A 24,275-nucleotide genomic window follows, 5' to 3' on the forward strand; every position below is an offset into this window, starting at 1 on the left:
TGTCAACGAACTTGCCGAGAATGCGGACGAGTATCTTCACGAGGCCTCACTCACGCCGAAGGAGTACCACGTCTTATCCTGTTTCAGTGCGTGGATTTTGCAAGGCAGATAACGTGATTTCCGTACCGTAAATATGGTTCCATAATGACTTGAAACTATGGCTTATGGAGGAAGTGAACGCGATTCACCCACAGGTCAGGTAACCCGTGGAACTCTCGCTGTTCTCTTTAGAAACAGTAACAACCCATTGGTTAGATATCAAGATTAATAAATGGCATCACAGGAAGAGAAGGATATTCTCGAGAAACATATTTCGAAAGGAGAAACCGCGATCGATGTTCATACGAGAACGGTAGGTCCGAACCAGGTCAGCATGGAGACGTACTTAGTGACAGATGGCCGGTTGGTGACGTTAGACTCTCGTGGTAAATCTGGAACTGTCGACTCGACCTTTTTTGACTCTCTCGGAGGACTCACTATCGATCATAAACCATCGAAGGGACCAGATCAGCAAGCAATCGTGGTCGGGATTCTCTTAGTGATCCTCGGAATGATTTCGTTCGGGGCATTGGGCGTTGCTGACGGATCCAGCGAGGCGATTCTCGTAATAGCTGGACTGGCCGCAGCTGTAGTTGGCGTTCTCATGCTCCTTGACGCTTACAAAACTGAGGACGGAACTGTCACAGTATCACTTCAGACTCGAGAAGGCCAGACAGCAACTTCGTTCACACTCAAAGACGACTATCTGGAGTTTGCATGGTCCGTTTCGAAAGCAGTCAGCGATAGACACCAATAGCGTCCTGAAACGTTCTCACAATCCTGAAGACTAAAGCCAACAGTATTCTCCTCAATTCTCTATAGATGTAGGGTGTTTTGGACGAAGCTTCTAACGAATGTGGCGAGCATGGTATTGCTACGAGTGATTGATGGAGTCAAATAGTGATGTGGCCGAGGAGTTACGAACACCTCAGCAACGGTAGGAGTTAGAAATCGAGAAGCGACGAGGCCGCAGTACTTACGGAACGATCCTTCAACGCGCTGCCCGCCGCCCGAGGACGAACACGAGCAAAGCGATCAGGGTCGCTCCGAGCGCCGTCTCCATTGTGGCGAGCCACTTCCCCCACGCGACAGGCTGGAAATCGCCGAACCCGAGCGTCGTGAACGTGAGCGTGCTGAAGTAGATGCCGTCGGGTAGCGTCGCAACCCACTCGCCAACGGAGCTGACCTGCACGACTTCGCCCGAGCCGGGTTCCCTGAATCCGCCGAGCGGGTAGAGCATTCCACAGAGGAATATGACCAACAGCGAGGCACCGATCACTCGCCACGGACTCTCCCCATAAAGGAGGGTCGCTCGCGCGGCAGACGCGCGGAGCCACTTGCTGAACTGTCGTTTCTTCGCGTACTGCAGGCGGTGCATCTCTTGGCGACGGACAAACGCCTGCGACTGGAGGTGCGGCAGCGAGTTGTGCCGTGCCAGGTTCTCGATGAGGTGGTAGGTAGTAGCAGCCTTTCGGAGATGGGTGTCGGCGTGGGGGGCCGCCCACGTCGTGGCACGTTCGGAATCCGACTCGACTCGTTCCTCCTCGCTCGAGTTGCCGTCGACCTCGTTCAACCACTTCGTCATGTGCCAGTAATGGTACCGGTTCATCAATCGTTTGAAGCGGTGGACGAGGCCGTCTTCCATTTCGCTGGCGGTATATTTCGGCCCCCCGAAGGGATCGTAGACGACCCGGAGTGAACGCTCGGCCGCTTGGTCATCAGTTTGATCGGCTATCAAGTCCTCGTCTCCCTCTCGTGCATCTTCGTCGCCTCGGGTCCTCGCACTATCGTCGTTCCCGTCCGTTGCATCTGATGCTCGGTCTTCGGTCGGTCCATCAGTGCTGGGAGCAAACTGACCAAAGTTTGTCCGCTCGTTGATTTGTGCCTCTCCGAAGATCGTTCCGTCGAGTTTCGCGTCGTTAAAACTCGTTCCGTAGAGGGTCGCCCGAGAGAACTGCGCCCCCGTGAGGTCGGTACCGGCAAGCGACGCGTTCGTGAGGTCTGCGTCTGTGAAATTGGCCTTTTCGAACGAGGTAGTCGAAGGCCATTCTGGTTGTCCTGACAGTCCTCCACCAACAAAGTCGGAATCAGCGAACCTCGGGGGCTCCTTGAACGCCGCCTTATTGAACTCTGCCTGCCCATTGAACGTCGCCCTCTCGAACCACGCGTACTCCTCAAACGTCACTCCCGTGAACCACGCCTTCCCCTTGAACATCGCCTCGGAGAACCCAGCCTGCCCCTTGAACGCTGCTTCTCCGAATCGCGCGCTCCTCTTGAACGTCGCCTCCGAGAACCAAGCCTTTCCCTTGAACGTCGTCTCCCCGAACCACGTATACTCCTCGAACGTCACCTGCTTGAACCCTGCATACCCTTCGAACGTCGCTCCTACAAGCCACGCCTCCTGTTCGAAGAGTACATTTTCGAATACTGCACCAAATTCAAACTCGGTGTCAAAGAAACTTACCGGTTGGTGAACAGTGGTACTGCTCGTCACTGCCCCTCGAAATATGGCATGATCGAACCGGAGCCACCGTTTCTCTTCGCTCGATGGCAATTCGTTGAACATCAACTCTCCGAACGTCGCACCCACGAACTCCGCCTTTCGTCGAGCCTCGTTTCCTTCCTCGGCCTCGATCGCCTCCTCGATGACCGATATCAACAGCTTACCTTCGTTGATGTCCTCGGGCACGTCTTCGGGTTCTGTGTGAAATACACAATAATTCTCGTCATTCCCCTCGTACGCGTCGTGCGGGCACGACCACGAATCCCCCTTGATCCAGTAGTTGTCGGCATAGTGTCCCGGATACCAATCTTCCGGGTTCTCCCCATGCCACGTCTCTGGTCGGTCCCTATACGCCACGTACTCGCAGGTTCCGGTACCGCCATTTGAGGTCATCGAGATCGTTGTAAATCCCCCGGTAGTTATCATTTCGAACTCTCACGTTTGATTAGTAACTGTTTCGGATATCATCTCTCCAGCGGACCAGCATGTACAGTTTGACGCCTAGCCGAGTCTTCAGGCGTAGGAGGATGTCAAAGAGGTTGGGCACGTTTACCTCCTAATCAGTACTTAGCGTGTTTTCATTGTTCCTAATCAGAACGACTATATGTGTAGGGGCTATAACCACTACTATGGAGATTTCTTACGAACATGCGAATCCGAAGGCGGGCAACGAATCGATTCTTCTTCGGATTCGGCAAGAGTCTAGTCGACAGACTCCCTGCATTCTTATCGATGCTGGGGATGGTGTTGACATATCAGCACTACTCAACGACGATGACTACCTAGCAGCAATTCTTCTCACACACGCGCACCTGGATCACTATCAATCGCTGGATGAAGCCCATCGTGATGGTGCACCAATCCTCACGGCTCCTGGGACAGCGGCAATCCTCGAGGACGTCTTAGCAGAAGGTGTTCGCCACCACTCGATGTCAGATCCGGAGTCGATACTCGAACGTGTCGAAGCGATCGACGACTGGGTCGATATCGTTGGTGATGAGATCAGCGTAGCACCTGTTCCAGCAGGACACACACCAGGCGCGTGTGGGTTTGCGATCCGTGCTCGTGACGGGACAGAACGGTTTCACGCGCTGGCTACTGGCGACTTCACGCAACGCGACGCCGGTGGATACGTTGGTTTCGATCCGGAGGACTTCCTCGAGGTCGACGCGCTGTTTCTCACGGCATCGACGAACGACGGTATTAGTGAGTCAACCACCGACATCGTCGAAACACTCGCCTCTCGTGCAAACGCCGGTTCGAAAACGCTCTGTACGGCAAGCGGATTGACGGGCGTTCACCTGGCGACGCTTCTCGGGGCAATCGAAGACGAACTCGAGTATTCGATTCCGGTGACTCTCGTGGGGCACGTCGCAAAGCTCTACGAGGCGCTGGAATACGACTATCCCAACGTCGAGACAATCCCGGAGTTTGCAGTTACTCGTGATTGTCTCGCAGCTGGGACCGTCACTATCGCTGGGCCAGAAGTTCCAACCGAAGGTAGTAGTGAACGACTGTTCGACGCAATCAGTGACGATGGAAACGCAACCCTAGTACAGGTACAGGGAGGTTCCACGACTGCGAAAGACGCCGGCGATTTCGCTGGGACCGTGTTCTCGTTCCCGTTCTCGAATCATCCGTCGGAAGCAGTTCTCGACGAGGTCGTCGAGACGATCTCTCCGACGCACGTAATCGTCACCCACCAACGGGGCCGATCTCTGGAACCTTACAAGGACAAGTGGGATGCATACACGTGGGCAACTGGAAGCTCTGGTTCGGAACGACTGTACCAAAATGGGAGCATCTGCCCCCCGAGCTGGATCGGCACCGCTGCGAAGCAACGCGTCCGCAACCGTAACGAACAACGGAGTACGATCGACATCGGAGACGGGGTATTGCAAGCGGCTGTGAGTGTACCAGAACTCGAACGTCAAGAACGGGCTGTTCTCGAACGAGAAGGGATAGACGTCGGTCGGCTCCGCGCGAAACTCCATCTTGGATCTCGGGCCGACGAGCCGACAGTGGCCACTACTGCTGGAGGCTCCAAATCGGATCGAATCGCTAGCCCACAAAACACAGGCAGCAGTGCAACGTACGCGACCGACGGAGGGCTGTATCGAACCGTCGGTCAGTCGTCGACCGACCCCGAAGGCAGTATTCCGACTACGGCAGATGGAACCGACGAACTCGCTACGCCGACTGTTGTCGACGTGTTAGTCGATGGAGTCCCATCAGAGATCGACACTGCATCGGGCGCAGCATCCACCGAGCAGTCATCGAGCAGTGGTAAGACGAAAGTCAGTGACAACAGCGACGGCAAAGAGGAGGACGAATCCACCACTCCGGCAGAGATTACCGCCGAGACAGACGAGCTAGCGTCTTCAGATCGACCTGAGAGCGAGGTAGACGAGGACACCACAGCACAATCAGAGATGGCTACGAGTGAAAACACGACCGAAGAGACGGCAGCAACGGTAGCCGACGAACCAGAGACAGAAACCGTTCAGATCGATCCTGCGATTCGAACGCTCGCCGTACATCGAGCCAAGGAGGAGGGGTCATCGACCGAAGCGTTCGTCGAGTCAGTAGTCAGAACGTATCTCGCGGAGATACTGAGTGGTCACGAGCCGTGGTCCGAGACGGCAGGGGTCACCGAACGAGAACTCACAATCGACACCGATCCAGCACTCGAGCAACTCATCGAGGCAGCTGTTACAAACGGGAAGGCAGCCGACGTGGACGATTTCGTTCTTCAAACGCTCTGTGATGCCATCGGGCTCGACACGGACGATCGTGATCTTCCAGCTGGTACCCTGCACGGATTAGACGAGCTCATCATCGCAACGACCGAGAACGAGGACTGCCCCCACGAAACAACGGACGACGTCGTCCAAGCAGCCCTCGAGTGGCGTGTCTTGTAATGGAGACTAGTACAGTCGACAGGGGAAAACGGGATAACGACATCGGGATGTACGAATATCTATGACGACATCGAAAAACGAGCGACAATGACCGACGCAGGCAGTGAAGAGGAGTTCATCGCCGACGCCGAGCGTCACAACGAGTGGTGGAGCGAGGAGCAACCGGCCACAATCACGGAAGCTACCTCACTCACACCGCGTTCTGATTTCTACCAACTTCTCAAAAAGGTCGACAACGCTCGACAGAAGGGGACGGACAACCTGGTCTATCAGATATATGGTCAGACTGGAATCGGAAAGACGACACTCTTTCAGCAACTCATTGCAGCACTGCTCGACTCGACTGCCTTTCCAGAAGATGGCCGGAACTACGAGATATCTGGGTCGGTTTCGTCACGGCAGGTTCTGTACCTACCGCTGGAATCGTCTCTCTATCACTTAGAACGGCCGGAAGATGCTGTTACTCGATTACAACAGGTCGTCGATTACTTTTACTCACACGTTGCTCCCCGTCAAGGTCGAAAGTACATACTGCTGGACGATGTCGGGGCTCTCAACCTCGAGGAAGACGTACGGAGCAAGTTCTTAGAGCTCGTCGACCAGCGAACCTATCTCTTTCTCACAGGGATCGTTGCCTCGCAAGTCGACCTGCAGACGTCATCGAGTGCTACTGAAATAGACTCGTTCGAAGGCCCCAACCCTATGTTGCCGATGAAGTTCGTCGATTCAGTTCAGCATCGTGTTGCGGAGGGAGGGCTTCAGGCGAACTTCGATGCAGATTTTCGTGAGCAACTCGAAGCATACCAGTCGGAAAGCCTAGCTGGACCAGCACCGATCAAACGCGTTCGAGAATCACTCGATCTGAGAGACGAGAGAGGGAGCATTGACGAAGCGATTTCGGCTCTCGACGAACTCTACTTCGAACGATTCTCACCGAGCGAGCGCGATGATCTCCACGACGCGTCACGGGAGTACTTACGAGTTGGTGGGATAGTTCACCGCACTAGCGATGCGTCGGTCCGAAATGAACTCACGAAATCACACTTCCTGTTGTATCTATACAAGGAGTTAGCGAACCACGAATCCATCCAAAAGCCCGAGAACCTGCACAAACTCAGTTCGATTGCGGCGAGCCAGGCTGGCGAAGAGTTACGGTACACAGACATCAGCGACCGGATCGGTGTCGATCGACGAACGGTCGATCGATATCTCGAAGTGCTGAACGATGGGATTGCAGTATCCGAGTCTCACGACTATTCGCTTCGTCGGTATCGACGAACTCGCCTGTATCTTCGCAATCCACGGCACGCTGTACTGCTCTCACAGCGTCAGGAACACTACGGATTCGAAGACTACAGCCAACGAAACACGCTCAATCACGAGTTCGAGTACAAATTAGCAAGAACAGTCGCGTTCGACCACGCAAAGCGTCTCGCATTTACTGTGGGAGGTGACGACGTCGAATACTGCGAGACAGACTCTGGACTGGTTGATTACGTCCTGCACCGTGCGGGACGCGTTCTCCCGTTCTTGCTTTCGTACCACCCTTACACGAACGCTGCTGAGCAAGTTGTGACCGAATTCGATCCTAGTGCCGGTCAACACACGAAACCAGATAGTGAAGAGTTGCGAGAGTACGACTACAAAGCCCCCTGTCGATTCATCATCACCGATAGCCTCCCGAAGGGTGTACTCGAGCAAGGGTCGCTCCGAGTATCTCGTAGCGATTTCGACATCTGCTACGTTCCATACTGGCTCTTCTTGCTTATTTGCTGAAAGAGGGGTACAGAGCTTCGCACACTACCGATGTCAGCTAATTCGAACATTGCCTTTTAACCAGAATTAGGCGCTAAGTCTCCTTCCTCAAGGAGCAACGCAGGGAGCAGAGCGACCGAGTAGCGCAGTAGGGAGGGGATACAGCGCCGCACAGTTCTCGGACACGTTCGACGCTCGACCCACAGACCCATGAAATCGCAACTACGACGAAAGAATGCGCGTCCTGCAGTGTCAAGACGGACAAGCCGCTGTGGGTTCGTGAACATTCGTGTCCTGCTTGCGGTTTCGAGGCGGATAGAGACGCGAACGCGGCGTGGAATATCCGCTCTCGCGGACTGGCAGATGTAGGAGTAGTTCACTCCGAATTAACGCCTGTGGAGACTGCGCTCCCTACGGATACACCCGTATCTGCAAAGCGCGTCGTGGAAACAGGAAGCCCCACCCTCGAGGAGCGAACGGCGCAAGCCGTGAGTGATAGGGGGGGTAGTTCACTAGAGACGGAGCATATGCTCAGCCGAAATCGAGATCCAACTCATGTACTTTCTTTGGGAAATCGTTATCTGTGAGTTGTGTGTACATTCCACTCGTGTCGAGATATAATCGTCGTCGAAAAGACAAAGCCCACGATATTGGTGACTCTTCACCAGGAACAGTAGGAGATAGCCAAGGGACTCACCACGATCGCATGGGTGGCGGGCCAACGTTTGATCCTGACGCTAAAGAGACCATGTCAGAAGCTGAAGCCAACCAATATCTCGGGATTAGTGGCTCTAGAAACTCACACCGGGAAAAGAGCAATAAAGGCGAAAAAGCCGAGGAGAGGAAAAGGAAGCGCAAGGAGCCCAGTTCAAACCAAGAGACGCCAAAGGAGAGTAAACGAATGAAGTACGCAAAACGGTATGGTGACTCGTGGCCACTCGATCGGAAAAAGCGATTTCTCCGAGAACACGACGTGTCAGCTTCAGAGATGGGGTGGAAGTTGAGAGAATAGACCGACCTGTTTGGATGAATCTACGATCCAAGAGGTTGTGTAAATTATATATGAAGAGGTTTTGAGTGGTGTTACAGGCTGTAGGAGGCTGACGGAACGCGACACTGGATTTAACCAACAAAACTATGGTCCTCGCGTCTGTGTTGGTTAACAGAGATTGGCCCATGTCCTACGAGCCACCGACGCCCCCAGCGGACCTCCCCACCGACGTCGTCGACACACTCGGCGACTACTCGCCCGAGCTGCTCCGGCACGTTGCCCGCTATGCCGAGGAACTCGCCGAATACCGTGAGCGAGAGACACGACTATCGGAAAGCGAAGAGAACAACCAGGTTGAGGAGCGGCCAGAGAACCTTCCGGACGACGTCCCCTCGAAGGCGACTATCACGATCAAGGAGATCAACGACAACCGCTACTACTACTGGCAGTGGCGAGATGGAGAAAAGGTGCGTTCCAAGTACAAAGGTCCAGTCGATTCGGGGAACTAGTTCTGTTTGAGTCAGTAGAACAAGGAGCCGGTGTTTCAGAAGGAGTACTGGAATCCTATGGTTCTTCACTTTCACGACCACCAGGCCGGAGCTACCGAGATTACCGATAATAGGCACTAATACCCTTCTCAGCGAACACTAAAGACTCGAGCAGGGAGAGTGGTCACAAGAGAGATGCCCTCATGCGCAAACGAGACGCTTTGTGTTGCGTCAACGCCGCTCAATTATCTCGTATGAATGCGGCGTCTACCGGAGTATCACCGAATTCTTCCCGATTCCGGCGAAGAATATGCTGCGATAGAGCGCTAGCCGTACAGATGCTTTCTCACATTCGAGTCCTCTCCATGCAAATATTTAACAAACAGAGACGCCAGAGGATGGAGTGTTGGTTCACCACTTTAGAGATCCCCTGATTAGGACGGTGTCGTGGACCAGTTGAGGTGAACGGAACCGTTTCGAAGAGAGGTGCTAAGAGACACACCCCTCATTGCCGCTGTATAGATCCAGATGATGGGTGAGGATAGAGGAGTGGGTAAGTTCCAGATCAGAGACGCGATGATGTTGCTAATTCAAACTGATATCACAAACACAGAGTTAGCTAACTATAAGTACTATGAGTGCGAACAGTTCATTAAGTACATCGAACAGGAGATTCGATTGGTATCGAACAGTTTTTCTCTCCAGGAGAAATCGCCATCGAGCCAGCTCTTGATCTCGTTCTGCCAGTCCTATGGAGTTTCGACGCTGATACCTAAGAATCGTCTCGTGTGAACATCCTCTTCGCCTCGTTTCTCTTGGAGTCTCTTTCGGTATCTATACAGCGGCAACGTGGGGTGTGTGTGTTCTGTTACAGCGGCACTCCGGGGTCTTCATCTTACTTCTCTCTCTTTCTCTCGATATTTTCTCCACTATACAGCAGCAATGTGGTTCCGATAACCGCATACAGAGGGGCGTCTGACATTCGGCATACAGCGGCAATGAGGGGTGGGGTCTCCAATGTGCTTGCGAATTTCATTCTACCATCCTTGACATTCTGATTCAATTTACTGGACTATACAGCGGAAATGAGGGGTGAGTATCGTTGATTACAGCGGCATTCTGGTGTGGGTATGAGCTTCCTGAGCCGTTGTGTGACCAATATTCTTCCCATACAGCGGCAACCTGGTGGAAAGAGTTAAGCCTCTCTCTGAGAATACATCTCTAAGAGAATGCCCGATTCCCGCGACTACTTCACTCGAGAAAACGAGATCTTCCGGAACAAAGATCTCTTACAGGTCTCCCACCTTCCCGATGGTGATCGAATCATCGGTCGCGAACAAGAACTCACGAATCTCGCCGGCGCAATTCAGCCCGCGCTTACCGGAAATACGCCGAACAACGTGCTCGTGTACGGAAAAACCGGTACTGGAAAGTCTCTCTGTTCGAAGTTCATCACGAACCAGGCAATCTCCCGAGCCTCGGACAATGGTGTTACGATCGGTGTAGCTTACGTCGACTGTCTGCAGGAGTCGACTGAGACACAGGCTGTCCAGTCACTCGGTCATCAACTCAACGATAAAGATACAACTGGTATGTCGATCCCCCACTCTGGCTTGAGCACGTCGGAATACTACCGACGTCTGTGGCAGATAATCGACCTACAGTTCGATGCCGCACTCGTCATCCTCGACGAAGTCGACAAAATGGAATCGGACGACATTCTCATGCAGCTCTCCCGAGCGGTTGAATCCGGAAAGCTCTCCTCCAGTACCATCGGGACGATCGGTATCTCGAACAAGATCCGATACAAGGAATCGCTCGACGAACGCATCAAATCGAGTCTCTGTGAACGCGAGTACGTCTTCCCTCCGTACGATGCGACCCAGATTCAGGAGATCCTCCATTCGAGATCGGACGCGTTTCACGACGGCGTCCTGGAAGACGGTGTCGTTCCTCGAGTTGCTGCACTAGCTGCACGAGAACACGGTGACGCACGCAAAGCGATCGACATCCTCCGATTTGCCGGCGAAATAGCCGAGGAACAGGACCTCGAGATCGTCTCTGAAACCTGTGTCAACCTCGCACACGAGCGTGAGGAGACGAGTCGGCTAGCAGAGCTAATCTCGAAGTCGCCCAGCCACGCGAAGCTCGTCCTCGAGGCGATGGCTTTGCTCGTCAAACAACCCGATCGAACCGACGACGCGGTGCAGACGACGGAAGTCTACGATCTCTACAAACGCCTGTGTGAACGTGATGACTCTTCGCATTTGAAACTCCGGCGTGTTCGCGATATCCTCTCAGAACTCGAGTTCCTCTCTATTATCGAGCAAGAGCGCAAGTGGGCTGGGAAAGGAAAGGGGAATTACATGGAAAATCGTCTCGTCGACGATCCTGATGTGATTATCGCAGCCTGTGAGGAGTCGAGTCGTTAGATGTAGGCTGATTGGGCTCAGATCCGTGTACTCGCGCATTTATTCTCAACGCTCTTGTGTAGCACTTTGTTGATCTCATAGCGTAGTTTTGATAGCGGCTTTAAGCGCTTCTGTTCCTGGTTTACAAACTCAAAGGTAAATACAAAGGCATTCTCAGCAGTTCGGTTACCCAGCAAATCATTCGGAAGAACTCGGAGGCATGACGGTCGTTTTTCAAACTCAACGAGAAGTATTACGCCGAAAACCTCAATGAGAAACCGTCGCCGTCGGGGTACTGGGGCAACGAGGAAGACGGCGAGTGCTTCGCACCTACGTACGTAACGACCAGTACACCATCAATTTCGAGGAACGTTCCCGGCTCGAAGTTCCGATGGTCCCGAACTCAAAGACGGATACGGATTTGGATACAGGGAACGCCTTAGGCTCGAAGTCTCGGGTGACCCAAAATGGAATGTCGAACAAGGGCGACTCGAACGGCTCTGTCGAAATCCTCTTCTTTGGATATTTATTTTCGTGAAGCTATTGTACACTACACCTGCTTATCGATCAACCTGTCGAATCTGATACCATCCAGAATCCTGTTCTATGAGAACCGACTGATCTGGTCTGTCGAGACCTCTGCTCGATCCTGGCATCGCCAGAGCAAAGAGCAGTGATTTCCATTCGAAAACGCCCTGTCCCGCGTTATTTGATCCATCGCCCGTCGCTGGGAAATCGTTCAACTCTCCACCCGTCGGCCTTGTCGGTCAGCGCCACTTGTTCGCACCCTGAACTGAATGCTGACGTCGGTCACTACGATCGTTCGGCTTCCGAGCGTTCCGTTCCGGTTCCCAAACGTTTTCTACGCTCGTTGTACCACGTCGTCTGTGGGATCCACCGGAGAGGAACCCGACGGGCGCCGGAGTTGGGTGGTCGCGGCAGCCGGAGCGATTGGCATGGTGTTCACGTTCGGGACAGCGTTCTCCTACGGGGTCTTTCTGAACCCGTTTACCGAGACGTTCGGCATCCGGCCGGTCGCCCTCTCGACAGTCTTCTCCGCGATGCTGTTTATGTTCTTTATCGGCGCCGGAGTCGTGACCATCTTCGCCGCCCGCGTGTCCGCACGCGCGGTGCTACTCGCATGTGCGGTAGCGGCTGCCCTGATCGCCCCCGCGCTGTACGTCGTTGAGGGGTACCTCGGGCTGTTCGTCGTCTTCGTGATCCTCGGACTCACGCTCGGAACAGCGTTCATCCTGATGGCGGCGGTCGTCCCACAGTGGTTCGAGGAGCGCCGCGGCGCTGCGACGGGACTCATCTTCGCCGGCAACGGACTTGGCCTATTCCTGCTTCCGCCGGCCTGGCAGCTCGCATTCGAACGAGTCGGTGTCCGTGATGGGTTCTTGCTCATCATGGCGGCGACCGCGGTCGGGTTCGCACTTACGGGCGTCGCCTGTCGACGCCCACGGTGGGTCAAGCCGACCACCATGACCGCCAGGGAGGTCATCGAATGGTTCGGGCGGCTCGTCCGCACCAGAACGTTCAAGCTAACGTTTACCGGCGTCGCCCTTACGTTCGCGTGGTTCCACATGGTTACAGCATACGCGATCGAGCTGTTTACCCACCGCGGCATGACCGAAGCAGCGGCGGCGACGGCGTTCGGCGCTATCGGTGGCGTGAGTATCGTCTCGCGACTCGGTGGCGGCTACATCGCCGACGTGGCCGGATCCAGGCGGGGGTTCCTGGTCTCCCTTGGGTGTTGTGCTGCCGGGGTCAGCTTGCTTGTGGCGCCACAGTTCACGGTGCTCGTGGTGGCGATATTTCTGATCGGGATCGGACTCGGCGGGACCGCGACGCTGTACGTTCCGCTGCTCACGCAGACCTACGAGCACGAGAGCGACACGATCATCATCGGGCTCGCCAACGTCGCCATTGGGATCGTCGCGCTCATCAGTCCGCCGCTGGTTATCGGAATTCTCGCCCACACTGGGTCGTTCCTCGCAGTCATTGCCATCACATTCCTCACGACCGTGGGAGGGATCTGGACGGTCGCGGCTGGGACTGAGGGTGACTGAGGAGCCGCTCCTGAATGGGGCGGTGTCACTTGTCAGCGTACGGTTCCAGCGCTTTCCGAAGATCATTGGGGATGTCGATCGACGTACCGTTTACGAAATCAATCGTTGACTGTTTCTGGGCGGCGGTGAATACGGGGGTTTCATCGACATAGCCAGCGTCCTCGAATGTAATGGATGATCCTCCGATACCAGGATCTCTACGAGATCGCTGTGTTCGATTTCTTTGGTACAGTCGGCTTTCGCGTGAATGATCGGTAACGCGATTCTGTCGTCAGGGATAAGTCGGTGGTATGGGTTGCTGGTATTGATTAAGAGGTTTGACGTCATGTTGGACTGCGTTAAATACCTCTGGATGATTAATGACGCCAATTTGGCCCACTTATTCAAACCGTATCCGCCAGCCGTGTACGTGCGACGTAGAGTTAAAGTACGATCAAGCACTTAAAAGGAGATTGCTGAGTCCATCTCCTGTATTGATTGTTAGAGGGTTCGGTCAAGATTGTGGACAAGACACGCAAGAGTGAGTTCATGAAACTGCTTTCACCAGCGTCGTGAACGGACGAACGCACCGTACTTCCGCTTGAGTTGAGAGTTCACCGTCTCGCTCTGACTCCGCTGGCCGTAGAGTTCAGTATCCAACCGAGCACTCCACGCTTTCTGAAGTGAGGAGAACTCTAATCGCCGTAAAGACGCTGAGTAGGTTGAACTTAGGATCTATGTAGTATGCATTGCTTTTCCACTCAATCTCAGAAATTATATACATATTCACTCACGAATATGCCCAGGGATGCTCCACTTTGATCTCGGCGATGATCCGAAAGGCAAACACAATGTTGAAGCGGATACCGTCTAGTTTGCCTCTGCTATCAACCATCAATTTAGTAACTAATGAGGTTGTTGAGTGTTATAGTAATGTGATAATAATTCAAGACTATTCCCAATACTCACCTGTCTGCCCGTCCTCGAGTTATGGAAGATGCCAATCCAAATTTTGAGTGTGAAACCATTTTCGTTGAGTTTTCGTTCGATATAGTTGATCTGACTGTTCCATTCGATCCGAGAGAGGGTAGCCAGATAGCCTTACCGTTGGAGGAAAGTACTTTCCAGGAGAGCTCGTGGTTTTCAATAACACCTGGAGAAATGCAATGGCAGGACTGGTGCCGCGTCGTCTGAAAACTGCACATTAAGGATCAATCTCGGATCGGGATTAATTGCAATATATTCCCAATACCAACGCCTGGCTATATTATAAAAATTCCATCAATATTGCCACCCTCTTTGCTAGTTGGCTTGTTGCGACCGTTTAACACTGAGCACGTGAAGAATTACCTGTATCTCTCGAAGCGAATACCCAGTTGTGTGGGGATAGACGATGAACACTTGACGGAACCTTCGTCAACTACAAGAAATAATGATATGGTATATCTATATAGTCTCCTGTGATAAATCGACGATCATGAGAAATGTCTACGTCATCGGTGCTGGACAGACCGCCTTCGGTTCGTTCCCGGAGCGAGGCTACCGGGACCTGTTCGCGGAGGCGTACGCGGCCGCCAGAGATCGGGTCGACCACGGCCTGGACACGGACGACGTCGACGAGGCGGTCGTCGCCACCCTCGGCGTCGGCGGCCGCCAGATCGGCCTCTCGGGGCCGGCCGTCACGGAACACGTCGGCCTCCACAACGTGCCCTGCTCGCGGATCGAGAACGCCTGCGGCGCCGGCGGCTTCGCCGTCCGCCAGGGCGTCCAGGCGATCAGGAGCGGCATGGCCGACGTCGTCCTCGCGGGCGGCTTCGAGGTCATGACCGACATGTCCGGCGACACCACGAAGTACTGGCTCGGCGTCTCCGGAGAGACCGAGTGGGAACGCCTCACCGGCACCACTTTCTCCGGTGTGTACGCCCAGATGGCCAGCGCCTACCTGGACGCCTACGACGCGACCCCCGAGGACCTCTCGCGAGTCGCCGTCAAGAACCACGCCAACGGCGCGAAGAATCCGAAGGCCCACCTCGACTTCGAGTGCTCGCTCGAGGACGTCGTCGCGGCGCCGGCGGTCGCCGACCCCCTCAATCTCTACCACTGCTGTCCGACCTCCGACGGCGCCGCCGCGGTCCTCCTCGCCAGCGAGGACGTCGTGGCCGAGTACACCGACGAGCGCGTTCGCGTCGCGGGCGTCGGTGCGGCCAGCGAGCGGGTCGGCCTCGCGGAACGCGACAGCTACACGAGCATCTCGGCCTCCCAGGAAGCCGGCAGACGAGCCTACGAGCGCGCGGGAATCGGCCCCGACGACCTCGACTTCGCCGAGGTCCACGACTGCTTCGCCATCGCGGAACTCATCGCCTACGAGGACCTGGGCTTCTGCGAACCCGGGGAGGCGCCGCGACTCCTCCGCGAGGGCGTCACCGACCCGGACGGCGACCTCCCCGTGAACACCTCCGGCGGCCTCAAGTCGAAGGGCCACCCCATCGGTGCGACCGGCACGGGCCAGGTCGTCGAGGTCTTCGACCAGCTGACCGTGAACGCGGGTGACCGCCAACTCGAGGACCCGCGTTACGGCCTCACCCACAACGTAGGCGGGAGCGGCGGCGCGACGGTGGTCCATATATTCGAGCAGGAGGTGGCGCGATGACCGTCTCTCGAGCAGACGACGAGACGGCCGAGGCGGGCGAAGAAACGAACCGCCTCGGCATTGCCGGGGTCGGCGCCTACGCCCCCGACTACCGACTCACCGCGGAGGCCGTCACCGAGGCCTGGGGCCAGTTCCACGCCGCCGGCATCTCGGAGACGGCTGTCCCGGCGGGGGACGAGGACGGACTGACGATGGCCTACGAGGCCGCCACGCGGGCCCTCGAGGCGGCGGGAACCGACCTCGAGACCGTCACGCACCTCTTTCTCGGAACGACTACACCGCCCTACGAGGAGGAGGCCCTGGGGCCGCGCCTGGCCAGCTTCCTCGGACTCGAGTCGTCGATCGAGAGCCGCCAGTTCACCGGGAGCACCCGCGTCGGCGCCGACGCACTCCGGACGGGCCTCGAAACCGCGACCGACGGCGCCGTCCTGGTCGTCGCCAGCGACACCCCACGTGGCGCCCACTCGGACGAACACGAGCACGCGGGTGGAGCGGGCGCCGCCGCGCTCGTCTTGACGCCCGACGGTCCCGGGCGGGTAACGGATGCCGGAGAGTACGTCGACGCCGTTCCCGGAATTAGGTATCGAGAGGCGGGATCGAGGGAGACGAATGGCCTCGGTATCACGCAGTACGACCGGGACGCCTACACCGACGCCGTCGCATCGGCTGCGGACAGGCTCGAGTCCTCCCTCGAGGACGTCGACGCCGCCTGCCTCCAGTCGCCGAACGGCAAACTGCCCTATCGCGCCGCGAGCGCGCTGGGCGTCGACACCGAGCAGATCCAGGCGGGGACGACCGTCCACGACCTCGGGGACACGGGCGCCGCGAGCACCCTCCTCGGGCTCGCGAAGGCGCTCGAGGCTGGCCACCGCTCGCTCGGCCTGGTCGCGTACGGGTCGGGCGGCGGCGCGATTACGATGCGCCTCGAGGTGGGCGAGAGCGACGCGGGCGACGACTCGAGTTCAAGCCAAAGCGTCCCCGTCGAAACCGCCCTCGAGGGCGACCGAACGCTCTCCTACGGCGAGTACCTCCGCATTCGCGGCGACGTGACGCCGGGCGAACCCGACGGCGGCGGCGCCTACGTCAGCGTCCCCAGCTGGAAACGGACGATGGCCCAGCGCCACCGCCTCGTCGCGGGCCGGTGCCGAGAGTGCGGGCGACTCGCGTTCCCGCCCGCCGGTGCATGTCGGGAGTGCGGAACGCTCGACGAGTACGACGACGTCGCCCTCCCCGGGACGGGAACTGTCGAAGCGGCGACCGTGATCGGCCAGGGCGGCGCCCCACCGGAGTTCGTCGAGCAGCAGGCCCGCGAAGGGGCGTTCGTCAGCGCCGTCGTGGCACTCGACGGCCCCGAACCCGACGACGAGCCCGTCTCGACCCCCACGCAGGTGCTGACGCCCGACACGGCGTCCGTGTCGGTCGGCGACAGCGTCGACGCGACGATCCGGCGAATCTACACCCAGGAGGGCGTGACCCGGTACGGTTTCAAGATGCAGCTGCTCGAGTCCTGATCGCGCGAACTGGATTTTCGTCTCGACAAAATAGCACGCTCGAGCCGGCTCACTCCCGCTCGAAGACGACGGCGACGCCCTGGCCGAACCCGACGCACATCGTCGCGAGGCCGTAGTGGCCGTCGCGACGGGCGAGTTCGTGGAGCGAGGTCGTCGTAATTTGGGCGCCGGAACAGCCCAGCGGGTGCCCGAGCGCGATAGCACCGCCGTTGACGTTCAGTTTGTCAGTACAACGCCGAATATCCTGGAGACGGTTGCCGAACATGCAGCAGACGCACGCCGAACACAATTGATGTATCTCAACAGGACGGAACCTCGTTCGAGTAGTCCCACGCTGATATCGTGAGTGATCGGTTCGGGCGGCAACCTACGAAACTAGAATCGCTGAATCAGGGTCTGTCTCCGTGCCGCAATTTAATTCGGTGAACGCCTCGCGCAGGCGAGAGTACGTTTCGTCAAGGGCCTCCGCAACTACTTTCGAATTCGCCGTTGTGGGCATGAATGTCGTGTCGCCGTTCCACCGCGGGACGACGTGGACGTGAACGTGATCGGTGATTGACGCGCCACCGGCTTCACCGATGTTCATGCCGATATTGAACCCATCGGGTGCGAGGGCGGTTTTGACGGCCCGAACCGAGAGCTGTACCAGTTTGAAAACATCGAAAAAATCGTCTAGTTTGATATTTTCTATCTCACCGGTGTGGGAAAACGGGAGGACGAGCAGATGTCCCGGCGTGTACGGCGATTTGTTGAGGACAGCGTAAGCATCGCTGGAGCGAGCGACGATTCGGTTCTCTCTGTCAGCGTCTTGATCGGGGAGATTGCAGAACACGCAGCCGTCGAAGTCCTCGTCGTCTCTGGTAATCCAGTCCATCCGCCACGGGGCAAAAACCCTGTCCATGGGGGACAATAACCGAAGGGTATACAAATACATTGTTACTGACTCACACTCTGGTATCTGCAGTAACCGATTCTGGAACGTCCGGCTGCGACTAGCGTATCATCCATCGTCTCGGCAGAGTTGATGTTACCGAGAGCTGCAGGCAACCGCTGGCAAAAACCGACGATCGATACAATCGCGGAGTTGATCCGTAGAGCAGTTCGAGGATGGATCGAACCAGTGGCGTAACAGCCTCTCCGGTACACTTTAGTAGAGACAGAGAGAAGCTATTCTGTGGTAATGACACTCACTGACATGGGGCCGGGAGAGTTCACTGTCCTCAAATTACTCGCCCTCGATGGTGCGCTCCGTGGTGAGATCAAAGTCTCGTGTTCTGGACTTGCTAAGGACCTCGACGCGTCCAGTCAGACTGCCTCTCGCCGATTGCAGCGCCTCGAAGAGGAAGGTTTCGTGGAACGGGAGACGACGAGCGACGGCCAGTGGGTCGCGATCACCGAACGCGGTGGTCGGGTCCTCCAGACCGAGTACGAGGAGTATCAACAGATTTTCGACGAATCACCCGTCACGCTGGTGGGCACCGCCACGAGCGGGATGAACGAAGGGAAACACTACATCTCGCTACCGGGATACGCTCGACAATTCCGAAACCGGCTCGGGTATGAACCGTTTCCCGGCACGCTGAACGTCGACCTGACACAGGAGAGTCAACGGCGACGGAGCATTCTCTCCTCGCTCGATCCGGTTCAGATCGATGGCTGGGAGGATGAGGAACGGACGTATGGGCCGGCAGCGTGCCATCCGGTGGCGATCGAAACTGCCGGCGGAGCAACGTACGAAAACGCACACGCTATCGTTCCGAAACGGACGCACCACGACGACAACCAGCTTGAGGTGATCGCTCCGGTGAAACTCCGCGACGATCTCGAGGTGGACGATGGCGATTCCCTCACCATCCATGTCAAAGGGAACTGATATTTCGAGTCGATGGGCCCCTGGCGGGGCGATCGACCAGGCGATTAACTCCCTCCGCGGCGGAGAGCCCGTACTGGTACACGATGCGGCCGACCGCGAGGGAGAAGTTGACCTGATCTACCACGCGGCGTCAGTGGTACCGAATGCAGTTACGCGTCTCCGGAACGATGCCGGCGGGTTGATCTGCGTCGCGCTCGGCCACGAGATCGCCGACGCGTTCGACCTTCCCTTCCTTGCCGACGAAATCGACCACCCCGCCGTCTCGAACGAGGAACTCGGATACGGCGAGCGGTCGTCATTCTCGCTCACCGTCAACCACCGCGACACCTATACTGGGATCACCGACGACGATCGATCGACGACAATTCGTGCGATCGGGGATTTGGCCGCGACACCGACGGCGACCGACTTCGCGGCCGAGTTTCGCGTTCCCGGCCACGTACACCTCCTGCGAGGAGCGCCTGGCCTGTTAGCCCAGCGTAAAGGGCATACCGAACTCGGACTGTCCCTCGCACGGGCCGCATCCCTCTCTCCTGCGGTCGTCGTCTGTGAGATGCTCGACGACGAGACCGGTAATGCGCTTGCGCCAATCAACGCCCGGGCGTACGCCGACGAACACGAGGTTCCCTATATAGAGGGGCGATTGATCGTCGACTACTTTGGGCTCGACTGAGCGCCCGTAATCCGGCCAATCGTCAGGTTGACCGTACGATCAGAGTCCGATACGCCACCGCGAACCGATCTCTCACTCGATTATTCGGAGGTGGATTTATATGAGTGCTTTCCTGTGGTAGCACTATACGAGTCCGATGAGCAAAGTGAAACCGATGCAGGCCGCCGTACGGAAGGCCATCAACGATGGTGACAGCCTCTATCTCGCAGGCTTCACCCACCTGATTCCCTTCGCGGCCGGCCACGAGATAATCAGACAGGGGTACAGCAATCTCGAACTCATACGGTTGACGCCCGACCTGGTGTACGATCAACTGATTGCTGCGGAGTGTGCGTCGAAGGTGACGTTCTCATGGGCCGGAAATCCTGGCGTCGGAAGTCTGCGAGCGTTTAGGCGTGCCGTCGAAGATGGGGTCCCCGTCGAACTCGACATCGAGGAGTACACACATTACGGGCTGACCGCGCGGCTCCACGCGGGAGCGAGCGCGCTGCCGTTCATGCCCGTTCGAACGTTCGTTGGGTCGGATCTCGCCGACCACAATGACGCGATCCGAACGGTTTCGAATCCCTATGGCGACGGCGAGGTTTGCGTCGTCCCGCCGCTCAATCCGGACGCCGCCATCGTCTGTGCACAGCGGGCAGACGAGGACGGCAACGCCCACCTCTGGGGCATCAGCGGGGAACAAAAGGAGGCAGCGCTGGCCGCCGACACGGTCGTCCTCTGCGTTGAGGAGTTGTGTTCGACCGAGATCATCCGCAGTGATCCGAACAGAACTCTCCTGACGGGCGACGCCGTCGATCACGTCGTCCGCGTCCCCTACGGTTGCCACCCGTCGTACGCACAAGGTTACTACGATCGCGACAACGAGGCCTACCTTGAGTGGAACGAGGTGTCTGCTTCGAACGACAGGCTCCGCGAGTGGCTCGACGAGTGGGTGTATGGGGTGGCCGATCGACGAGAGTACCTCGAAAAACTCGGGGCGAATAGATTGCTCGAGTTGCAGGTTGACTCGAAGTACGCGACCCCGATCGACATGGGTGAGTACTGATGGAGTATACCGATACGGAACTGATGGTGACGGCGGCGGCGAACGAACTCGAAAACGACGAGTCGGCTCTGGTCGGGATCGGGGTTCCAAACCTCGCGTGCAACCTCGCCAAACGGAGCCACGCACCCGAACTCGAACTGATTTACGAGTCCGGGACGATCGGCTCGGATCCGAGCTCGCTGCCACTTTCGATCGGCGATCCGGTGCTTGCCTCGGGAGCGCTCAACGTGGAGTCGATGATGAACGGATTCTCCTACTACCTGCAGGGCGGCCGTATTGACGTCGGATTCCTTAGCGGCGCGCAGGTCGATCGGTACGGGAACATCAACACCACTGTGATCGGTGAGTACGATGATCCCGATGTCAGGCTTCCCGGCAGTGGCGGCGCCTGCGAAATCGCCAGCAATGCCCACCGGACCATCATCATCTCGCCGCACCGTCGCCGACGTTTCCCCGAACGGGTCGACTTCGTCACGAGCCCGGGTTACCTCGACCCCGACACGGACCGTGAGGAACTCGGACTTCGCGGTGGACCGGATACGGTCATCACGGACAAGGCGATCTTGGGCTTCGACGAGTCGGGCGAAATGCTCGTCGAGAGCCTCCATCCCGGCGTCAGCGTCGACGACGTCCAGTCGTCGACCGGGTGGAAGATCACCGTCTCGGACGATCTCACCGAGACGCCCGTACCGACGACCGACGAACTCCGACTGCTCCGCGAGCAGCTTGATCCCGACGGTATCTACACGGGCGACTGAGAAGGGCGATTTCGATCAATTATATTTTTCGCCAGGGGAAATTCGATCGATTCGGGCCAGAAGCAGGAAATTGCGTTACAGTCGGCGCTGCGCTCGTCGATCGCGACCCATCATTTGTCGAGAACGATTGAACCCCACTCGCCGCCGTAGAACGCCAGTGGTGCAGCCTCAGGGTTGAGGATCTCTCCCTGTTGTACTTCGCCGAGGTAGATTGTGTGGTCGCCGGCGCGCTGACTCTCGTAGAGATCACAGTCAAGGAAGGCGAGGTCTCCCTCGAACACCGGCGCATGGGTGTCGTACTCGTCGACGGTTCGTGTCTCGAATGGGTCTTCCTCCAGGTCGGTCATGTTAGCAAAGTACTCGCCGAGATCCTGTTGGGACCGGGAGAGGATGTTGACGCAGAAACCATCAACGTCCCCGCTAGAGAGGAGTTCATAGCTGTTCGTGCCGTGATCGACACAGATCAGGATCAGTGGCGGATCAACCGAGACGCTCGAAAACGCGTTCGCCGTGAGTCCGTGCGGCGTCTCCGATTCCATCGTGACGACGGTACACCCCGTGGCGAAGGTGCCGAGTAGCTGGCGAAATTTCTGCGACTTCATTGACACTGTAGAGGTTCGTTTGATCTCCTATTTATTCTTCCGGTCAGAATGAGCACCACCGTTCGAATACGATGGATCGATATCGGTAGTAATGCGCTTTTGCCTGTGCGAGAACCGACCGCACGCAGGATGCGCTACTGGTCGGTAGTCGCCACTGAAAGCGCTACTTCCGCTAGTAGTTACGTTTCGACGCTGACGGTTCCCGTTTCGTCGATCCTATTTTAGTTACTGACTCTACTGCGCCTCCGAATGCGGGGATACCGGGACATCGAACGGGCCGGTTTCGGCTGTCGGCCGCCACCCGGCGGCAATCGCGAACGAAACCGCTTGGCAGTCTGAGCAGAGAGCGAACCGCTAGTCCAGCTCCTCGACGGCCGTTTCAGCCGCAATCTTCCCGTAGACCGCCGCGTTCGTCAGGCCGGTCCCACCGGGATAGTTGTGGTAAAAGAGTCCGCCGGTACTGTTACCCGCCGCGTAAAGGTTCGGGATCGGTCGATCACACGTATCGAGCACCTTCGCGTCCGGGGTGATCGCAACTCCGCCGAAGCCGAATGTCATGCCACCGGTGACCGCATAGCCGGTGTACGGCGGTTCGTCGAGCGGAAGTGCCCAGTTCGACTTCGGCGGTTCAATGCTGGTCGCCTCATTGCCGTCCAGTTCGTTCGGTTTGTAATCGCCCGGATCGCTCGCTGCGTTGTACGCCTCGACCGTTTCAGCCGTCTGGTCGACGTTTTCGATGCCGAGTCGGTTCGCGAGGGATTCGATGCTGTCAGCGGTGATCGGGTTCGACGGACCCATGTGCGCGACGTCGTCGACGACTTTCGAGTCGACGAGGATGAACGCCTCGTGGTAGGGCTGTTCGAAGATCCGCTGGCCGAATTTGGCGTACGTGTGGGCCCGTGCATCCTCGCCCTCGTCGACGAATCGTTCGCCGTCGTGGTTGACGATCAGCCCGTACTGGTAGCCGTCGATTCGGGTAATTCCTCCCTCGAAGTCAGGCGACTGCGCATCGATAAGGGCCATGTGGGCGTCGCCCCACTCACCTTCGGTCTTGGCGCCGATGTCGATCGTCGCCTCGACGGCCTCACCCGTGTTGTACCTGCTCCCGCGGACCTTCATGTTCCCGTATCCGCGACCGTAGTAGCGCGTGCGTTTCTCCTTGCTTGATCCGTAGTCGCCGGCCGCGAGGATGACTGCGTCGCCCGTGAACGTCGTCTTTACGCCCTCGACACGGGCATCGACGCCGACCACGTCGCCGTCGTCGTTCCGGACGATTCCCTGAGCCGTCGTCTCGTAGTAGAAGGTCGCGTCTCGCTCCTCGAGTATCTCGACGAGTTCGTCGATGAAGTCCTCGCCGTGGAGCCACACTCGGCCCGCGGTGTATCCTGGGTGAGGCGCCCGATATTCCCACTCGATTCCGAGGTTGGTTAGCCACTCAAACGTCTCGGCGGCGTCGTTTGCAACGCGCTTGGCCAGGTCGCTGTCGGCCCGGTAGTGCGTCACATTCATGATGTCCGAATAGAAGTCCGCCGACGTGTAGTCCTCGACGTTGAACTCGGCATCGAGGTCGATGTCTGCCGTTGGAATCCGAAACGACTCGGTGAACCGCGTGTGGCCGCCGCGATGTTTCTTCGGCGACTTCTCCAGGATACACACCGATTCGCCAAGTTCCGTCGCTCTCAATCCGGCGGCGAGACCTGCCATTCCGCACCCAACGATCACAATGTCGTACGTTTCTTCGGCCATAATTTCAGTCCCGTATAGGTTTTGAATACGGGGCCGACCGTAAATTTCTATCGATCGGACGAGTTCGTCACGCTCATACCGGATACGGGCCCTAACGGTAGTAGTTGATGACGGGAAGCCGATTCTCGAGCCCTTGGACTACGAGTTGTTAGCGGAGTAGTGTACTATCCTTGGTACGGACCGCAGAATCGTTCGATTCCGGCGGTCCGCCAACACCAAGCGACACACATGGTTCACCATTGAGAGAGCATTCAC

Annotated in this window: 18 protein-coding genes and 3 pseudogenes; 15 read left to right on the forward strand and 6 right to left on the reverse strand. The window is 57.2% G+C overall.

Annotated elements, in window-relative coordinates; all coding sequences use genetic code 11:
* Positions 1-271 precede the first annotated feature (271 nt).
* The gene (locus tag ACFQS4_RS01770) at positions 272-796 is read left to right on the forward strand and encodes a hypothetical protein (RefSeq protein ID WP_497903224.1); all 525 of its coding nucleotides are present in this window, start codon (positions 272-274) and stop codon (positions 794-796) included.
* A 234-nt stretch (positions 797-1,030) separates the two neighbouring features.
* Here ACFQS4_RS01770 and ACFQS4_RS01775 read toward each other — a convergent pair whose 3' ends face one another.
* The gene (locus ACFQS4_RS01775) at positions 1,031-2,935 is read right to left on the reverse strand and encodes a pentapeptide repeat-containing protein (RefSeq protein ID WP_500191948.1); all 1,905 of its coding nucleotides are present in this window, start codon (positions 2,933-2,935) and stop codon (positions 1,031-1,033) included.
* Positions 2,936-3,171: 236 nt separating this feature from the next.
* Between ACFQS4_RS01775 and ACFQS4_RS01780 the strand changes: the two genes are divergently transcribed.
* The 8 genes and pseudogenes from ACFQS4_RS01780 to ACFQS4_RS01815 all read left to right on the forward strand — a co-directional run bounded on the left by ACFQS4_RS01780 (position 3,172) and on the right by ACFQS4_RS01815 (position 13,180).
* Positions 3,172-5,463, forward strand: a complete 2,292-nt coding sequence (locus tag ACFQS4_RS01780; protein ID WP_497903226.1) for an MBL fold metallo-hydrolase — start codon at positions 3,172-3,174, stop codon at positions 5,461-5,463.
* An 87-nt stretch (positions 5,464-5,550) separates the two neighbouring features.
* Complete coding sequence (locus ACFQS4_RS01785) at positions 5,551-7,239, forward strand: DUF8612 domain-containing protein (protein ID WP_497903227.1); 1,689 nt, start codon at positions 5,551-5,553, stop codon at positions 7,237-7,239.
* A 203-nt stretch (positions 7,240-7,442) separates the two neighbouring features.
* Positions 7,443-7,715 (forward strand): annotated as a pseudogene (locus tag ACFQS4_RS01790) (zinc ribbon domain-containing protein); the annotation flags it as partial.
* 95 nt (positions 7,716-7,810) lie between these two features.
* Positions 7,811-8,230: a hypothetical protein gene (locus ACFQS4_RS01795; protein WP_500191952.1), complete on the forward strand. Its 420-nt coding sequence runs from the start codon at positions 7,811-7,813 to the stop codon at positions 8,228-8,230.
* Positions 8,231-8,394: 164 nt separating this feature from the next.
* On the forward strand, positions 8,395-8,718 hold the full coding sequence (locus ACFQS4_RS01800) for a DUF6788 family protein (protein ID WP_497903228.1): 324 nt from the start codon (positions 8,395-8,397) through the stop codon (positions 8,716-8,718).
* A 1,208-nt stretch (positions 8,719-9,926) separates the two neighbouring features.
* Positions 9,927-11,129 carry a Cdc6/Cdc18 family protein gene (locus ACFQS4_RS01805; protein WP_497903229.1) on the forward strand — a complete coding sequence of 401 codons (1,203 nt, stop codon included), beginning with the start codon at positions 9,927-9,929 and terminating at the stop codon, positions 11,127-11,129.
* A 131-nt stretch (positions 11,130-11,260) separates the two neighbouring features.
* Positions 11,261-11,603 (forward strand): annotated as a pseudogene (locus ACFQS4_RS01810) (IS200/IS605 family transposon protein TnpB); the annotation flags it as partial.
* 392 nt (positions 11,604-11,995) lie between these two features.
* Positions 11,996-13,180: an MFS transporter gene (locus tag ACFQS4_RS01815; RefSeq protein WP_497903230.1), complete on the forward strand. Its 1,185-nt coding sequence runs from the start codon at positions 11,996-11,998 to the stop codon at positions 13,178-13,180.
* Positions 13,181-13,720: 540 nt separating this feature from the next.
* Here ACFQS4_RS01815 and ACFQS4_RS01820 read toward each other — a convergent pair.
* Positions 13,721-13,855: pseudogene (locus ACFQS4_RS01820) on the reverse strand (IS5/IS1182 family transposase); the annotation flags it as partial.
* 781 nt (positions 13,856-14,636) lie between these two features.
* Between ACFQS4_RS01820 and ACFQS4_RS01825 the strand changes: the two are divergent.
* Positions 14,637-15,809 carry a thiolase domain-containing protein gene (locus ACFQS4_RS01825; protein WP_497903231.1) on the forward strand — a complete coding sequence of 391 codons (1,173 nt, stop codon included), beginning with the start codon at positions 14,637-14,639 and terminating at the stop codon, positions 15,807-15,809.
* Positions 15,806-17,320 (forward strand): zinc ribbon domain-containing protein, encoded by a 1,515-nt coding sequence (locus ACFQS4_RS01830; RefSeq protein ID WP_497903232.1) that lies wholly within the window; start codon positions 15,806-15,808, stop codon positions 17,318-17,320. Before ACFQS4_RS01825 ends, ACFQS4_RS01830 begins: the two co-directional genes overlap by 4 nt.
* 49 nt (positions 17,321-17,369) lie before the next feature.
* Here the strand turns inward: ACFQS4_RS01830 and ACFQS4_RS01835 are convergent, their stop codons facing one another.
* Both ACFQS4_RS01835 and ACFQS4_RS01840 read right to left on the reverse strand, forming a co-directional pair.
* Positions 17,370-17,609, reverse strand: a complete 240-nt coding sequence (locus ACFQS4_RS01835) for a hypothetical protein (RefSeq protein ID WP_500191957.1) — start codon at positions 17,607-17,609, stop codon at positions 17,370-17,372.
* A 78-nt stretch (positions 17,610-17,687) separates the two neighbouring features.
* Positions 17,688-18,221, reverse strand: a complete 534-nt coding sequence (locus ACFQS4_RS01840; protein ID WP_497903233.1) for an HIT family protein — start codon at positions 18,219-18,221, stop codon at positions 17,688-17,690.
* Positions 18,222-18,500: 279 nt separating this feature from the next.
* Between ACFQS4_RS01840 and ACFQS4_RS01845 the strand changes: the two genes are divergently transcribed.
* The 4 genes from ACFQS4_RS01845 to ACFQS4_RS01860 all read left to right on the forward strand — a co-directional run bounded on the left by ACFQS4_RS01845 (position 18,501) and on the right by ACFQS4_RS01860 (position 21,672).
* Positions 18,501-19,193, forward strand: a complete 693-nt coding sequence (locus ACFQS4_RS01845; protein ID WP_497903234.1) for a DUF120 domain-containing protein — start codon at positions 18,501-18,503, stop codon at positions 19,191-19,193.
* Positions 19,177-19,866: a 3,4-dihydroxy-2-butanone-4-phosphate synthase gene (ribB, locus tag ACFQS4_RS01850; RefSeq protein WP_497903235.1), complete on the forward strand. Its 690-nt coding sequence runs from the start codon at positions 19,177-19,179 to the stop codon at positions 19,864-19,866. Before ACFQS4_RS01845 ends, ribB begins: the two co-directional genes overlap by 17 nt.
* A gap of 136 nt (positions 19,867-20,002) precedes the next feature.
* A complete protein-coding gene (locus ACFQS4_RS01855; protein WP_497903236.1) occupies positions 20,003-20,914 on the forward strand; it encodes a CoA transferase subunit A in 912 nt (303 codons plus the stop codon).
* Positions 20,914-21,672, forward strand: coding sequence for a CoA-transferase subunit beta (locus ACFQS4_RS01860; protein WP_497903237.1), 759 nt, complete (start codon positions 20,914-20,916; stop codon positions 21,670-21,672). The genes ACFQS4_RS01855 and ACFQS4_RS01860 overlap by 1 nt, the downstream gene beginning before the upstream one ends.
* 110 nt (positions 21,673-21,782) lie before the next feature.
* On the opposite strand, the gene ACFQS4_RS01865 is transcribed toward ACFQS4_RS01860, so the two are convergent.
* Together ACFQS4_RS01865 and tcuA are read right to left on the reverse strand one after the other, a co-directional pair.
* Entirely contained in the window at positions 21,783-22,274 is a 492-nt protein-coding gene (locus ACFQS4_RS01865) for a flavin reductase family protein (RefSeq protein ID WP_497903238.1), read from the reverse strand.
* Between the two features lie 354 nt (positions 22,275-22,628).
* Complete coding sequence (gene tcuA / locus ACFQS4_RS01870; RefSeq protein WP_500191962.1) at positions 22,629-24,020, reverse strand: FAD-dependent tricarballylate dehydrogenase TcuA; 1,392 nt, start codon at positions 24,018-24,020, stop codon at positions 22,629-22,631.
* Between the last annotated feature and the right edge of the window lie 255 nt (positions 24,021-24,275).

The sequence above is a fragment of the Saliphagus sp. GCM10025317 genome (genome assembly GCF_042663665.1).
Taxonomy (GTDB): domain Archaea; phylum Halobacteriota; class Halobacteria; order Halobacteriales; family Natrialbaceae; genus Natronosalvus.